Genomic DNA, 12,509 nt, shown 5'->3' with positions numbered 1-12,509 from the left:
TGCTTGAATAGTGGGTTGAAGCGAAACGCTTAGGATACCGTAGCCGGCACCTGCAGCGGCAGCGTGATCGCCACCACGGTGCCGCCGCCGACGCTGGAGCGCACGTCCATCACGCCGTGCACGCCGTAGACGCGCTCGCGCATGCCGATGATGCCGATGCCTTCGGAGGCGCTGGCCGGGTCGAAGCCGTTGCCGTCGTCAGCGACCACGATGCGCAGGGTCTGCGCGCCTTCGTCGAGCACCAGGCGTACCTGGGCCGACGTCGCCTGGGCGTGCTTCATGACGTTCGACAGCGCTTCCTGCACGATGCGGTAGGCCGAAATCGCCAGCTCGTTCGACAGGCGCGAGAAGTCGCCTTCGCCATGGAACTCGAAGCTGCAGCCGGCGCTGCCGTCGTAGTGGCGCACCATCTCTTCCACCGCGCCATGCAGGCCCAGCATGTCCAGCACTTCCGGGCGCAGGCGGCGCACCAGGCGGCGGCCGTTGGCGTACAGGTCGAGGGCCAGCTTGGTGATGGCCTGCGACTTGCGGCCGATTTCCTCGACTTCCGTGGACGGCGGCGCCTTGGCGGCCAGCGCGCCGATAGCCTGCGCTTCCAGGCGCGCGGCGATCAGGGACGCGTTCAGTTCGTCGTGGATCTCGACCGCGATGCTCTTGCGCTCGTCCTCGATGATCGAGTTCACCTTCTGGATCAGCTTGCGCTTGTCGGCGTCGGCGCGCAGCGCCTCGTTGCGCGAGGCCAGCAGGTCGCGGGTACGCTCGGCGACCTTGTTTTCCAGGTCGCGCTTGGATTCGTCCAGGGCCAGGGACATCTCGCCGATCGACGACTGCAGCTCGCCCACCTCGCCGCCCGAATTGACCGGCAGCTGCACGCGGTAATCGCCGTTGCGGATGCGGGAGAGCGCACCGATCGCGTCGCGCAGCGGCACCGTGAGCGAGCGCGCCAGCACCCAGGCCAGCACGCCGCTGACGGCCAGCGCCAGCGCCGCCATGCCGAGTTCGAAGCGGAAGCGCCTGGTCTGCTTGGCCATCATGTTCGAGGGCGACATCGTCACCCGCACCCAGCCGACGATCTCGGTGGTGAGCGTGGGCGGACGCAAGTCGCTGGAAGCCGACACGTGCGGCGTACCGTTGTCGGTGAACAGGTTGATCCATACCACCTGCTTCTTGATCGGCGCCTCGTAGTGGTGCGGCTGGGCGTCGATCGCCGATTCGGAATCGACGCGCACCGCCTGGGCGCCGTCCACGCCCACCACCTCGATGCGGTAGATGCTGCTGTCGGACTGCACCAGGCCGTTGATGGTCAGACGGAGGTCGGACAGGTTGCCCGAGATGACGTTGTATTCGCTGGTCTCGGCCAGCGCGCGCGCCAGGATGCGGCCGCGTTCGGCCAGTTCCTCGGCCACCTGGGCGCGGTGCGAATAATACGAGTACCACACGAAGGAGGTGAACAGGAAGGTCACCGGCAGCATCGTGATGAAGGTCATGCGCCGGCCGATGCTCCAGCCGCGCCAGAATCGCAGCTTCATGGCCTGCGCGCTGCCGCGTCGGGAATGGCGGCGGCGCGCGCCGGCAGCCGCGCGAAGCTGCGCGCTTCCTTCGTCACGCGCAGGTCGAGCGAGCGCGCCACGCCTTCGTTGACCACGGTGCGAAAGTAGTGCGGGAACTGCGGCGGCGCCAGCTCGCCGGTGGCCACGTAATGGGCCGCGACCTCGGCCACCTGGGTGTTGATGTCCTCGATTTCGGAATACGTCGTGGCCAGCGCCCCCACCTTCACCATGTCGGCCGAGAAGCCGATCACGCCCTGCTTGCGGCGGTAGGTCGAGAGCAGGATGTTGCGCACGTTTTCCGGGTTGTAGACGTCGCCGTCGGGCAGCGCCAGCAGGGCCTCGGCGCGCGTCATCTGGTTCAGGACGTGGTTGATGTCTTCGCCGGGCGCGAAGGCCTGGACGTCGACGTCCGGCTCCAGCGTCGGACGCAGGAAGGCGGTTTCGCGGCCGAGGATGGCGCCGACGCGCGCCGGGCGCCCGTACAGCAGCGCGGCCAGGCGCAGCTGGTCGGCCGGCGCCGGCTCGGCATACACGGCGCTGAAGCGCGCCGCGCGGCCCGGCGACAGGCTGGAAGTGAGCGAGCGCCACACCTGGCTCGAGGTGAAGGCCGAGATGACCACGCAGTCGCAGCGGCGCGAGATGGCGTCGCGCAGGGCCGTGGGGCCGATCGCGACGTACAGCATGCGGTGGCGCTGGGCCAGCTCGGTGCGAAAGGCGGCGAAGGTCGGCAGCAGGCGCTTGTACAGGTCTTCGGCGATGCGGCGCGTGACTTCGCTGTCGTCGCCGGTGATGATCTGGGAACGGTAGCCCATGATCTCGTCGTCCCTGGGCGACTGCGCGCCAGCCGTGGAGCCGATGCACAGCGCGAGCGCGGCCAGGGCCGCGCGCAGGGTGCGCGAAAAAATCAAGGCTCGATCAGGCCGTGTTTCACGGCCAGCAAGGTGATGTTGGCCTGGCGGTGCACGCCCAGCTTTTCCTTGATCGACTGGCTGACGTTGCTGATGGTCTTGGTCGACAGGTCGAGCTTCTCGGCGATTTCGGCGTTGGTCAGGCCCTCGGCCATCAGCTTGAAGATCTCCAGGCCGCGCTCGTCCAGCTGCGACTGCGGCGTGACGTCGCCGCGCACCGCCATGCTGGCCAGGCGCGAAGCGATCTGCGGCAGGAAGTACAGCTTGCCGTCGTGCGCGTGGCGCACCGCGGTGACCAGGTCGGACGGGTCGCAGTCCTTGGTCACGAAGGCGTGCGCGCCCATGCGGTAGGTTTCCTTGATCAGGCTGTCCTGGTCGAACTGGCTGAGGAAGATGATGCGCGCGCTCGGATCGTCCTTCAGGATGCTCTGGGCGGCATCGAGGCCGGTCAGCTCGGTCCCGAAGCGCATGTCGAGGATCACGACGTCGGGCTGCTGCGACGCATACAGGGCCACCGCTTCGCTCGGGGTCTTGGCCTGTCCCACTACCTGCATGCCGGCCGCCTCCAGCGACATGGCAAACCCGGTCATGACGATCGGATGGTCGTCCGCAAGCATGACGCGGATCGGTTTTTTCTGTTCGGACACCAGTATCACTCCTGTTTTCGGCTGCTGACATAACCCGCTTACATCTGCTTACCAATCCGTGGCAGCTATGTGTGCCAAGCGACGGAAAGCATGCGGGTTGCAAGAGGATTATTTCATACAACGGGGCGCGACGCGAGACCCCATCCAAACTCCCTTCGGGTGCCAGTTCTCTTACAACTGGAAGCAAAACTGCTCAGAAACCGCTTTACACATTGCTAGCACCTAGCATATATTGATTCCATAAGCTGTCAGATGCACATCTTTCCCTAAGCAAAAAGTCCTGCGATGCGCTTGCCGGACGTAACAACAAGGAGGAGATCGCCATGCACTTCACACAACTCAACGATGGGACCGGCGGCAAGGCCGGGAAGTTCGCCCTCGTCGCCGGCCTGCACGCGCTGGTGGCCCTGGGTGTCGTCAACATGATGAACGCCAAGACCTTCACCCTGCCGAAGCTGCTCGACGATGTGACGGTCTGGGTCCAGCCGCAAGTCCCACCTCCACCGCCTGCACAACCGCCGACGCCGCAGACCAAGGCGGTCAAGCCGCCGATCGTGGTGCCGAAGACGGAAGTCGAGGTGCCGCCGCCCCCGGTGGAACAGCAGGTGCAGGCCACTACCGAAGCAGAACCGGTGCCGGAACAGTCGCAACCCTCCAACACCGACGCGCCGCCCGCCGAGCCGGCGACCAGCAACAGCAACCCCGGCCAGATGTTCAGCGCGGTGCTGGCCAATGCAGACGGCTGCGCCAAGCCGGATTACCCGATCAATGCGGCGCGCAACGGCGACACCGGCACCGTGACCCTGGCGCTGCTGGTCGGCACCGATGGCCGCGTGCAGGATGCCAAGGTGCAGAAGTCGAGCGGCCACCGCGAACTGGATCGCGCCGCGCTGAACGCCCTGAGCCTGTGCCAGTTCAAGCCGGCCATGAGCAATGGCGCGGCCCAGGCAGGCTGGGGGCAGATCGCCTACGTCTGGACACTCGAATAAGTCTTTCCCGTCCCTTTTTAGCCCGCACCCATCGCGGGCTTTTTTTCGCCTGTTATTAGGAGAACACCGCCGACCACACCCGCAGCACCGACAACAATACGAACAAGAGGAGAGAGAATGTCTACCGCTGGAGTACCGACGGCGCCGCCGCGCGCCCCCGGCCTGGCCGCGCTGGCGGCCGGCCTGTTTGCCATCGTCGTGCTGGCCCTGCTGGCATGGAGCGCCGTCCGCGGCCCCACGCAGCCGGTCCAGGATGCGCCGCCCCCGCTCGACGGCATGATGCGGCACGTGTCCGAGCTGGCTGCCAGCCCCCGCCCGATCGCCACCAGCATGAACGCCGCCGCGCGCGACTACATCGTCGGGCAGCTGCGTGCCATGGGCCTGGCGCCGATGGTGCAGACCACCACCGTCCAGAAATCCAGCATCCGCTACTGGGGCGGCAACGTCCACATGACGATCGGCCTGGTACACAACATCGTGGTGCGCCTGCCCGGCAGCGCGGCCGACCGCCTGCGCCGTCCGGCGCTGCTGCTGGCCACCCACTACGACAGCGGCAAGAACTCGCTGGGCGCCGCGCGCGGCGCGAGCCAGGTGGCGGCCATGCTGGAGACCGCGCGCGCCCTGAAGAACGGCCCGGCGCATGCGAACGACATCCTGCTGCTGTTCATGGATGGCGAAGACGTCGGCGGGCTGGGCGCCAAGGCCTTCGCCGAACAGCACCCGCTGGCGCGCGAAGTCGGGCTCACGCTCAAGTTCGACGCCGCCGGCAGCGCCGGGCCCTTGACGCTCTACGACGCCGCCGGCGCCGGCAGCAGCGCCCTGCGCGGCCGGGCGCTGGCGCTCGAGGCCGACGGTTCCTCGCTGATGGCGCGCCTGGTCAAGATGCTGCCGGACACGCCGCGCATCGGTCCCCTGGCCGCGATCGATGCCCCAATCCTGCTGTTCGTGAACACCGGCCGGCGCCTCGACGCCGAGGGCACCCTCGACAGCGTGGAGCGCCTGGATCCGGCCATGGTGGCGCGCCTGGGCGAGAACATGCTGCGCCTGGCGCGCCACTACGGCGACGCGACGCTGGCGCGGGGCGGCTCGCAGCCGCACGCCTGGTTCACCCTGCCGCTGGCGGGCGGCGTCCAGCATCCGGCCATCCTGGGCTGGGGCCTGGGCGCGCTGTGCGTGCTGATGCTGGTGCGCGGCTACCGCCGGGCGCTGGTGGACAGCGGCAGCACCGTGGCGCCCGTGTTGCAGGGGATCTTCGGCATCGCCTTGCTGCTGGTGGCGGCGCGCATGCTGCTGTGGGAACGGCACGAAGAACTCAGCGCGCTGACCCGCCTGCAGGACGGCGGGCCGGCGATCGTGTTCCTGGTCGCAGGCAGCGGCCTGTTCATCGGCGCCCTGTACCTGCTGCGCAGGTTCGCCGGCGGCGTTTCCGTGTTCCTGGGAGCGATGGCCTGGCTGAGCGTGGCGCTGCTGCTCATTCTCCTCAAGGCGCCGGACACCGCCTGGCTGCTGGCCTGGCCGCTCACCGCGGCGCTCGCGGCATTCACCGCGCTGCAGGCGCCGCAGGCGCAAGACCGCGCGCTCTTGCGCCTGCTGATCCTGGCCGCCGGCCTGGCTCCGGCGCTGCTGCTCATGCTGCCGGCGCTGCGCGACACCTGGACCGGACTTGCGCCGCAGGGGCTGTACGTGCCGGCGGTGGTGATCGCGATGATGCTGCTGTGCTTCGCCAGCCTGTTCCTGCTGCTGCCGCTCGGACGCGTGGTGATCGGCGCCGTGGTGCTGGCGCTTGCCGCTTGCGTGGCACTGCCGGGCCAAAGCGCCACGCCGCTGCCGCAGGAGCGCCCGAGCATTGCGCCGAACCGCCTGGTGTATTTGAAGGACATGAACAGCTGGCGTTCCTGGTGGCTGCTGCCGCCCGAGCCGCTCGACCCGTGGTCGAAGCAGCTGTTCCCCAACCTGGAGCGGCCGGCAATCAACGTTGACGCATTCGGCTGGCACAGCCCGCGCCAGTGGTATGCGGTGGCGCCGAAGATCGATGACATCGCCTTCCCGGAAGCCTTCCTGCTGCGCAGTCCGCGCCTGGCCAAGCCGAAGCAGGAACCCAAGCTGCGCCAGGTGGAATTCACGCTGCGCTCGAAGAACCGCGCCCCGCACATCGAGATGTGGGCGGCCGGCAGCAAGCCGCACCGCTCCACGCTGAACGGACACGCGCTGACGTCGAAGGAAAGCGCGTGGTCGCTGTCCTTGTATGGCATGGAAGACCAGCTGCTGCGCTTCACGATCGACGTCCCGGACGTCGACGTGCTGGCGGTGATCGTCGAAGAGCGCATGCCCGGCCTGCCGGAGCACCTGCTGCCGCCCGGCGCCCCCAAGCGGATGCCGGGAACGGGCATGACAGTGTCTTCGGATGTGTTGTGGTTTTACTGATGGGTTGGCATACAATGGTCGATGCACACCGTGCACCGACCCATCAACCACGCAGCAGGAAACCATGCACAAGATTGTCTCCTCCGTTGTCCTTACCGCCCTTGCAGGCAGCCTGGCGCTGGCCTACCCGGCCCATGCCGCCTCGCCGAAAGTCCAAGCCGCCACCGTCAAGGAGGCGCCGCTGCGCGCCCACCTCGCCTTCCTGGCCTCGGACGCCGTCGAAGGCCGCGGCACCGGCCAGCGCGGCGGCGAACTGACCGTCACCTACCTCGAAACCCAGGCCGCCGCGATCGGCCTGCAGCCGGCGAACCAGGGCAGTTTCCGCCAGCCGGTCAAGATTGCCGGCGTGCGCGCCCTGCCGCAGAAGAGCAACCTCGGCCTGGTCGCCGGCGGCCAGGCGCTGCCGCTGCAGTTCGGCAGCGACTGGGTCTGGGGTCCGGGTGATGCGAAAGCCGATCACACCCTGGATGCCGAGATGGTCTTCGTCGGTTATGGCATTAGCGCCCCGGAAGAAGGCTGGGACGATTTCAAGGGCCAGGACTTCAAGGGCAAGGTGCTGGTCATGATGGTGAACGATCCGAAGCCGACCACCGCGGAACCGAAGCGCTTCAACGGCGAAGGCCTCACCTACTACGGCCGCTGGACCTATAAACTCGAAGAAGCGGCACGCCAGGGTGCGGCCGGCGTGCTGCTGATCCACACCGATGCCTCGGCCTCCTATGGCTGGAGCGTGGTGCAGAACAGTTGGGCCGCAGCCGAGCGCTTCCAGCTGGCCGAGGGCAAGCTGGGCACCGGCCTGCAGGGCTGGATGACCGACGCCACGGCGCGCAAGCTGTTTGCCGCCGCCGGCCAGGACCTCGACCAGCTGCGCGCTGCCGCCGAAGACAAGAACTTCAAGCCGGTGGTCCTGAACGCCCGCGTAAAAGGTGAGGCGCGCGCCGAGGTGCGCACCCTGAACGAGTTCAACGTGGCCGGCGTGGTGCCGGGCACCGACCCGAAGCTCAAGGACGAGCTGGTGGTGTACAGCGCCCACTGGGACCACATGGGCAAGCAGGGTACCGAGGGTGACACCATCTTCAACGGCGCCGTCGACAATGCCTCCGGCACCGCCGCCCTGCTGGCGATGGCGCAGGAAGCCGTGCGCAACCCGGCCAAGCGCAGCCAGATGTTCCTGTGGGTCGCAGCCGAGGAACAGGGCCTGCTGGGCAGCGCCGCGTATGCCGCCAAGCCGCTGTGGCCACTGGAGAAAACGGTCGCCAACCTGAACCTCGACAGCCTGAATTTCGTCGGACTGGTGAAGGACGTCTCCACCCCGGGCAGCGAGCGCACCGACCTGGGCGCGATGGCGGCCGCCACCGCCAAGAGCATGGGCATGGTGATCGCACCAAGCAAACCGGACCTCGGCGGCGGCTACTTCCGCAGCGACCACTTCAGCTTCGCCAAGGCAGGTGTGCCGGCCTTCTCGGTGGGCCAGGGCCACGACTGGGTGAAGGACGTGGAAGCGAGCAGCGCCAAGCGCAAGGCCTATGGCGCGCGCTACCACCAGGCGAACGATGAATACGATCCGAACTGGGACCTGTCGGGCATGGTGCAGCAGGCGCAGTTCACGCTGAACCTGGGCCGCATGGTGGCGGATGCGCCGAAGGCGCCGGTGTGGAAGGCGGGGGATCCGTTCGGGAAGGCGCGCACCGCGTCGAAGTAATCGCAACATCAAGGCCGGATGGGCGCCGCCCGTCCGGCACAAGGAGCGAGCATGCAGGAAGGGGACCTGGCCCTGGACGACGGGCGCACGCTGCACTTTTATGACCAAGGGCCGCGCACGGGCGCGGAACTGGCTGTGTTCTGGCTGCATGGCACGCCCAACATCGGACCACCGCCGGCGCCGCTTTTCGACGATGCGGCGCGGCTGAGCATCCGTTGGATCGGCTACGACCGGCCCGGCTACGGCGGCTCGAGCGCGCGCCCGGGGCGCGACGTGGCCTCGGCCGCCCACGATGTGGCGCGCATCGCGGACCGGCTCGGAATTGCACGCTTCGCCGTGATGGGACATTCCGGCGGCGGCCCACATGCGCTGGCCTGCGCCGCCCTGCTCCCGGAACGCGTGCTGGCGGCGGTCTGCGTCGCCGGTCTCGCACCCATTGATGCCAATGGCCTTGACTGGTTCGCCGGCATGCGTCCGGCGGCTCAGGATAGCCTGCGCGCCGCCCTCGCCGGCCGCGCAGCCAAGACCGCGTACGAGGCTTCCAACCCCGAATTCGATGCGGCCATGTTCATCGAGGCCGACTGGACCGCCCTGTCCGGTCCCTGGTCCTGGTTCGACAGCGTGGTCGGCCCGGCCACGGCCAAGGGACCTGCGGGGCTGGTCGATGACGATATCGCTTATGTGACGCCCTGGGGCTTCGACTGCGCGCAACTAACGCAGCCGGTGCTCCTGCTGCACGGCGAGCAAGACCGCATCGCGCCAATCGGGCATGCCGAATGGCTGGCCCGGCATTGCTCCTCGGCCGAGCTGTGGCGCCGCGAGGGCGACGGCCATATCTCCGTGCTTGCCGCAGCGCCTCAAGCGCTGGACTGGCTGAGCGCGCGGTCCTAGTTTCTCAGGTCAGGCAGTAATCGACCGGCGCCAGCGGCGGCGGCAGGTCGTCGTCCCCAAGCGCGGCGCGCATCTCGATCTCGATCGCACGGCAGATCGCGTTCAGGGGCAGGTCGTTGTGCTCCAGCCCGAACGGTTCTTCCAGTTCGTCGCCGAGGGCGTCCAGGCCGAAGAAGGTGTAGGCCACGATGGCCACCACGAGCGGCGTCATGAAGCCGATGGTGTCGACCAGGCCGAAGGGCAGCAGGAAGCAGTAGAGGTAGGCCGTGCGGTGCAGCAGCAGCGTGTAGGAGAACGGGATCGGGGTGCTCTTGATGCGTTCGCAGGCGGCGGCGCTGGCCGTCATCGCCGACAGGGTGGTGTCGATGTTCGCGGCCAGGCAGGCCTCGATGCGACCCTCCTTGAGGCCGAGGCGCAGGTCCTGGCCCATGCGCTGCATCAGGTAGTCGGGCTTGTTCGGGGCCCGCTGCATTGCCTCACGCTCCGCCGGGAGCAGGAGCCCGGTCAGTGCGGGGTCAGGCGGCAGGCCGCGCAGCGCATCGCGCAGGGCGTGGCAGAAGGCGCCGGCGCGCAGGACCATCCGTACCCGCAGGTCCTGCATGCCGTTGCGGATGTGGGCGGTATCCGGGCCGTCGATCAGGCTGAGGCACTGGCGCGCCAGGCTGCGGCTGTGCAGCAGCAGCGCGCCCCACAGCTTGCGCCCTTCCCAGAAGCGGTCGTAGGCCGAGTTGTTGCGAAAGCCGAGGAAGATCGCGAGCGGCAGGCCGATCAGGGTGAAGGGAATGGGGGTGAGCGTGATCTTGACGTCGCCCAGGGCGCCATGCAGCCAGGTAACCAGGGTGGCGATCGCGATGTTGACGATCAGCGAAGGCAGGATCCGGGGGAGGATCGAACCGCGCAGCAGCAGGAACAGCTTGAGGCCGGAGGGCCTGTCTCGGATAATCACGATCTTTGCCGCACAATAGAGTCAGCGAACACCGATATTCGCTAATATGTTCGTAAGTTAATCACTAATATGTTAGCCAGTCAAGCTCGCTGGCCCCATGATTGGAGTTCACCTTGGCCCGCCGTATCACCCACCGTAACCTGCCGCAGCAGCTTTTGAAAGCGCGCGACGCGCTGATGTCGCATTTCCGTCCGGTGCTGAACCACTTCGGCGTGACCGAGCAGCAATGGCGTATCCTGCGCGCGCTGGACGAGCACGGCCAGCTCGAGCCGCGCGAGTTGTGCGAGCTGTGCCAGATCCTGAGTCCGAGCATGGCCGGGGTGCTGGCGCGCATGGAAGAGATCAAACTGGTGCGGCGCGAACGGGTGGCGGTCGACGCGCGCCGGGTGATGGTCAGCCTGGCGCCGCGCGGCGACGCGCTGTTCGACGAGATCGCGCCGCTGATCGAGCGCCAGTACCGGCTGATGGAGAAGGCGTGGGGCAAGCGCGTGGTCGACGACCTGACCCACGCGCTGGAGGGATTCATCGCGGCCCAGGCAACGCCAGTGCCGCAGGTGGAGTCGCCCCCTCGCGACGCGTAGGGTGGGCGGATTCCGCCCACGCGGGGATAGGTGGCAACAAGATCATCCGGTACGAAAGCGGAGCAGTTACCGATCACCGCGTGGGCGGAGAACCCGCCCACCCTACCGGATTCAGTCCAACCAGGACAGGCTCGGCCAGGGCCACAGGGCACGTACCGCGCGCTGTCGCCAGGTGCGCGCAGCGGGCTGGCTGCCCAGGCGGCGCGTCCAGCCCAGCAAGGCCAGGCCGGCGCCGAACAGGGTCAGCGACAGCGGCTCGGACAGCGGGGCTGGCTCGAGCGACGCCTCGGTGGACTGCTCCACGCCTTCCTGCGCTGGAATCGCCTCGATCGGCCCGAGCGGGTATTCGTTGGCCGTGGCGATGTGCTCGTCGTGGAAAAAATAATCGAGGCCGGCGCGCAGGATCTCGGCGCCGGCGGCATCCTGGATGTCCAGCACCAGGTCGCCGTTCTGGTAGGTGAAAGCCTGCACCGGTTCGGCGGCCTTGGAAACGGCCGGTTCGGCGACAGCGCTGGAGGCCAGCGCCGCGCCGCTGTGGCATGCGAGAAGCAGTAAGGCTACTGCCATCAGGGAGTGAAATTTCATTTCGTTTTTCGCTTATTCTTGAAATTTTATTTCATCCCTGATCAGCCAGGGATGGCTACTGGATGACGCCGCAGGCGATGCGCCCGCCCCCGCCGCCTAGTGGCGCCGGGTGGTCGGCGTGGTTGTCGCCGCCGGCATGGACCATCAAAGCCTTGCCCTTGACGTCCGCCATTTTCAGGCGTGGCGCCAGCACCGGATTGGTGGCGGCGCCCTTGTCGTCGACCGTCAGCGCCGGCAGGTCGCCGAGGTGGCCCTCGCCCCAGGGCAGACCGTGCTTGCCGGTCTTGGCGGGATCGAGGTGGCCGCCGGCCGCGCCCGCGGGTACCGGCTTGCCGTCCTTCTGGTTCGGGCCGCAGCTGCCGTTTTCATGCACGTGGAAGCCGTGCAGGCCGGGCGGCAGCTTGCTGAGGTCCGGGGTGAACACGAGGCCATGCTTGGTTTCGCTGATGGTCACGGTGCCCACGTCCGTCCCTTCTCCCTTCTCGGTCGCCATCTTCACGGTGACCTTCATGTCGGCAGCACTGGCAGCGGCGCAGCCCAGGCCAAGAACGGCGGCGCACATCCATCGAATGTTCATGACAATCCTCCTTGGGATCCGGTTGAGATGATATGAAGCCCGGCAAGTGTATTCCATCCCCTTGGATGGGGGATGTTCCGGAGAACCGCCGGGTCGATCTCTCTCAGGCGGCGCGGCGGCGGCGCAGGAAGCCCGCCAGCCCCAGACCGAGGCCCATCAGCGCCAGCGAGCCCGGTTCCGGAACCGCCGGCGCAATGGTGTCACCAAGCAGGCGGATCGCATCGATTTCTTCCCAGCTCGCGCTGTGGTTGGTGTTGACGTAGACCTTCAGGCCACTCATCAGGTAGGGGGTGGTCGCCCATGCGACGCTGAAGTCGAAGGGCACGTTCGCAGTGCTGGTATCGACGCCACTCCAGACCTTGTGCAGGTTGCCGAGGGTGTCGATGGCGTCGATCTGGTAGACGAAGCCGTTGTGGTAGGTTTCGCGGATGGTGGCGCCGTTCGCATAGACGGCGGTATCGAAGCCGACCGAAATCCACTCCTGGCCACTGTTCTGGGTGGCAGGCGCCCATGCGGTGCCATGGTCGCCGTACTGGAAGGTGTCCGGGGCGCCGAGCACCTGGATGGCATTCCAGCTCGCGTTATCCGGCACGTATTCGGAACTGAAGCCCTTGAGGGTGCTCGCGTACTGGTGCACCGGGACGGCGCCGGCCGAGGCGGCTGCGGCCAGCAGCACGGCAGCGATCAGGGAATGCAGTTTCATGGCGGT

General features: G+C 67.5%; 12 protein-coding genes. 5 read left to right on the top strand and 7 right to left on the bottom strand.

The window, feature by feature from the left end; translation table 11 throughout:
* Nucleotides 1–29 precede the first annotated feature (29 nt).
* From LK542_RS22750 to LK542_RS22740, 3 genes are read right to left on the bottom strand one after another with little or no spacing between them, the layout of a single operon-like run.
* Nucleotides 30–1,529 carry a sensor histidine kinase gene (locus LK542_RS22750; protein WP_227813700.1) on the bottom strand — a complete coding sequence of 500 codons (1,500 nt, stop codon included), beginning with the start codon at nucleotides 1,527–1,529 and terminating at the stop codon, nucleotides 30–32.
* Nucleotides 1,526–2,458 carry a hypothetical protein gene (locus LK542_RS22745; RefSeq protein ID WP_227813699.1) on the bottom strand — a complete coding sequence of 311 codons (933 nt, stop codon included), beginning with the start codon at nucleotides 2,456–2,458 and terminating at the stop codon, nucleotides 1,526–1,528. The genes LK542_RS22750 and LK542_RS22745 overlap by 4 nt, the downstream gene beginning before the upstream one ends.
* Complete coding sequence (locus LK542_RS22740; protein ID WP_227803331.1) at nucleotides 2,455–3,105, bottom strand: response regulator; 651 nt, start codon at nucleotides 3,103–3,105, stop codon at nucleotides 2,455–2,457. The genes LK542_RS22745 and LK542_RS22740 overlap by 4 nt, the downstream gene beginning before the upstream one ends.
* Nucleotides 3,106–3,428: 323 nt before the next feature.
* Between LK542_RS22740 and LK542_RS22735 the strand changes: the two genes are divergently transcribed.
* The 4 genes from LK542_RS22735 to LK542_RS22720 all read left to right on the top strand — a co-directional run bounded on the left by LK542_RS22735 (nucleotide 3,429) and on the right by LK542_RS22720 (nucleotide 9,111).
* Complete coding sequence (locus tag LK542_RS22735) at nucleotides 3,429–4,094, top strand: energy transducer TonB (RefSeq protein WP_227803330.1); 666 nt, start codon at nucleotides 3,429–3,431, stop codon at nucleotides 4,092–4,094.
* Between the two features lie 117 nt (nucleotides 4,095–4,211).
* Nucleotides 4,212–6,518, top strand: coding sequence for a M28 family peptidase (locus LK542_RS22730; RefSeq protein ID WP_227813698.1), 2,307 nt, complete (start codon nucleotides 4,212–4,214; stop codon nucleotides 6,516–6,518).
* A gap of 64 nt (nucleotides 6,519–6,582) precedes the next feature.
* The gene (locus LK542_RS22725) at nucleotides 6,583–8,220 is read left to right on the top strand and encodes a M28 family peptidase (protein WP_227813697.1); all 1,638 of its coding nucleotides are present in this window, start codon (nucleotides 6,583–6,585) and stop codon (nucleotides 8,218–8,220) included.
* Between the two features lie 51 nt (nucleotides 8,221–8,271).
* Entirely contained in the window at nucleotides 8,272–9,111 is an 840-nt protein-coding gene (locus tag LK542_RS22720) for an alpha/beta fold hydrolase (RefSeq protein ID WP_227813696.1), read from the top strand.
* Nucleotides 9,112–9,115: 4 nt separating this feature from the next.
* On the opposite strand, the gene LK542_RS22715 is transcribed toward LK542_RS22720, so the two are convergent.
* A complete protein-coding gene (locus tag LK542_RS22715; RefSeq protein ID WP_227813695.1) occupies nucleotides 9,116–10,057 on the bottom strand; it encodes a bestrophin family protein in 942 nt (313 codons plus the stop codon).
* 113 nt (nucleotides 10,058–10,170) lie between these two features.
* Here LK542_RS22715 and hpaR point away from each other — a divergent pair, with 113 nt between their 5' ends.
* Nucleotides 10,171–10,638 (top strand): homoprotocatechuate degradation operon regulator HpaR, encoded by a 468-nt coding sequence (gene hpaR / locus LK542_RS22710; protein ID WP_227813694.1) that lies wholly within the window; start codon nucleotides 10,171–10,173, stop codon nucleotides 10,636–10,638.
* Nucleotides 10,639–10,749: 111 nt separating this feature from the next.
* Here the strand turns inward: hpaR and LK542_RS22705 are convergent, their stop codons facing one another.
* The 3 genes from LK542_RS22705 to LK542_RS22695 all read right to left on the bottom strand — a co-directional run bounded on the left by LK542_RS22705 (nucleotide 10,750) and on the right by LK542_RS22695 (nucleotide 12,503).
* On the bottom strand, nucleotides 10,750–11,223 hold the full coding sequence (locus LK542_RS22705; RefSeq protein ID WP_227813693.1) for a hypothetical protein: 474 nt from the start codon (nucleotides 11,221–11,223) through the stop codon (nucleotides 10,750–10,752).
* 55 nt (nucleotides 11,224–11,278) lie between these two features.
* A complete protein-coding gene (gene sodC, locus LK542_RS22700) occupies nucleotides 11,279–11,800 on the bottom strand; it encodes a superoxide dismutase family protein (RefSeq protein WP_227813692.1) in 522 nt (173 codons plus the stop codon).
* A gap of 103 nt (nucleotides 11,801–11,903) precedes the next feature.
* On the bottom strand, nucleotides 11,904–12,503 hold the full coding sequence (locus LK542_RS22695; protein WP_227813691.1) for a PEP-CTERM sorting domain-containing protein: 600 nt from the start codon (nucleotides 12,501–12,503) through the stop codon (nucleotides 11,904–11,906).
* Nucleotides 12,504–12,509: the final 6 nt, after the last annotated feature.

Source organism: Massilia sp. IC2-477 (assembly GCF_020707265.1).
Classification (GTDB): domain Bacteria; phylum Pseudomonadota; class Gammaproteobacteria; order Burkholderiales; family Burkholderiaceae_D; genus Telluria.
This window is presented reverse-complemented; position numbering and strand designations above follow the sequence as displayed.

What these genes read in the sequence shown, in the direction of transcription:
- LK542_RS22750 (WP_227813700.1), bottom strand. Translation starts at nt 1,529, where the DNA reads ATGAAGCTGCGATTCTGGCGCGGCTGGAGCATCGGCCGGCGCATGACC.
- LK542_RS22735 (WP_227803330.1), top strand. Translation starts at nt 3,429, where the DNA reads ATGCACTTCACACAACTCAACGATGGGACCGGCGGCAAGGCCGGGAAG.
- LK542_RS22730 (WP_227813698.1), top strand. Translation starts at nt 4,212, where the DNA reads ATGTCTACCGCTGGAGTACCGACGGCGCCGCCGCGCGCCCCCGGCCTG.
- LK542_RS22725 (WP_227813697.1), top strand. Translation starts at nt 6,583, where the DNA reads ATGCACAAGATTGTCTCCTCCGTTGTCCTTACCGCCCTTGCAGGCAGC.
- LK542_RS22720 (WP_227813696.1), top strand. Translation starts at nt 8,272, where the DNA reads ATGCAGGAAGGGGACCTGGCCCTGGACGACGGGCGCACGCTGCACTTT.
- LK542_RS22705 (WP_227813693.1), bottom strand. Translation starts at nt 11,223, where the DNA reads ATGAAATTTCACTCCCTGATGGCAGTAGCCTTACTGCTTCTCGCATGC.
- sodC (WP_227813692.1), bottom strand. Translation starts at nt 11,800, where the DNA reads ATGAACATTCGATGGATGTGCGCCGCCGTTCTTGGCCTGGGCTGCGCC.
- LK542_RS22695 (WP_227813691.1), bottom strand. Translation starts at nt 12,503, where the DNA reads ATGAAACTGCATTCCCTGATCGCTGCCGTGCTGCTGGCCGCAGCCGCC.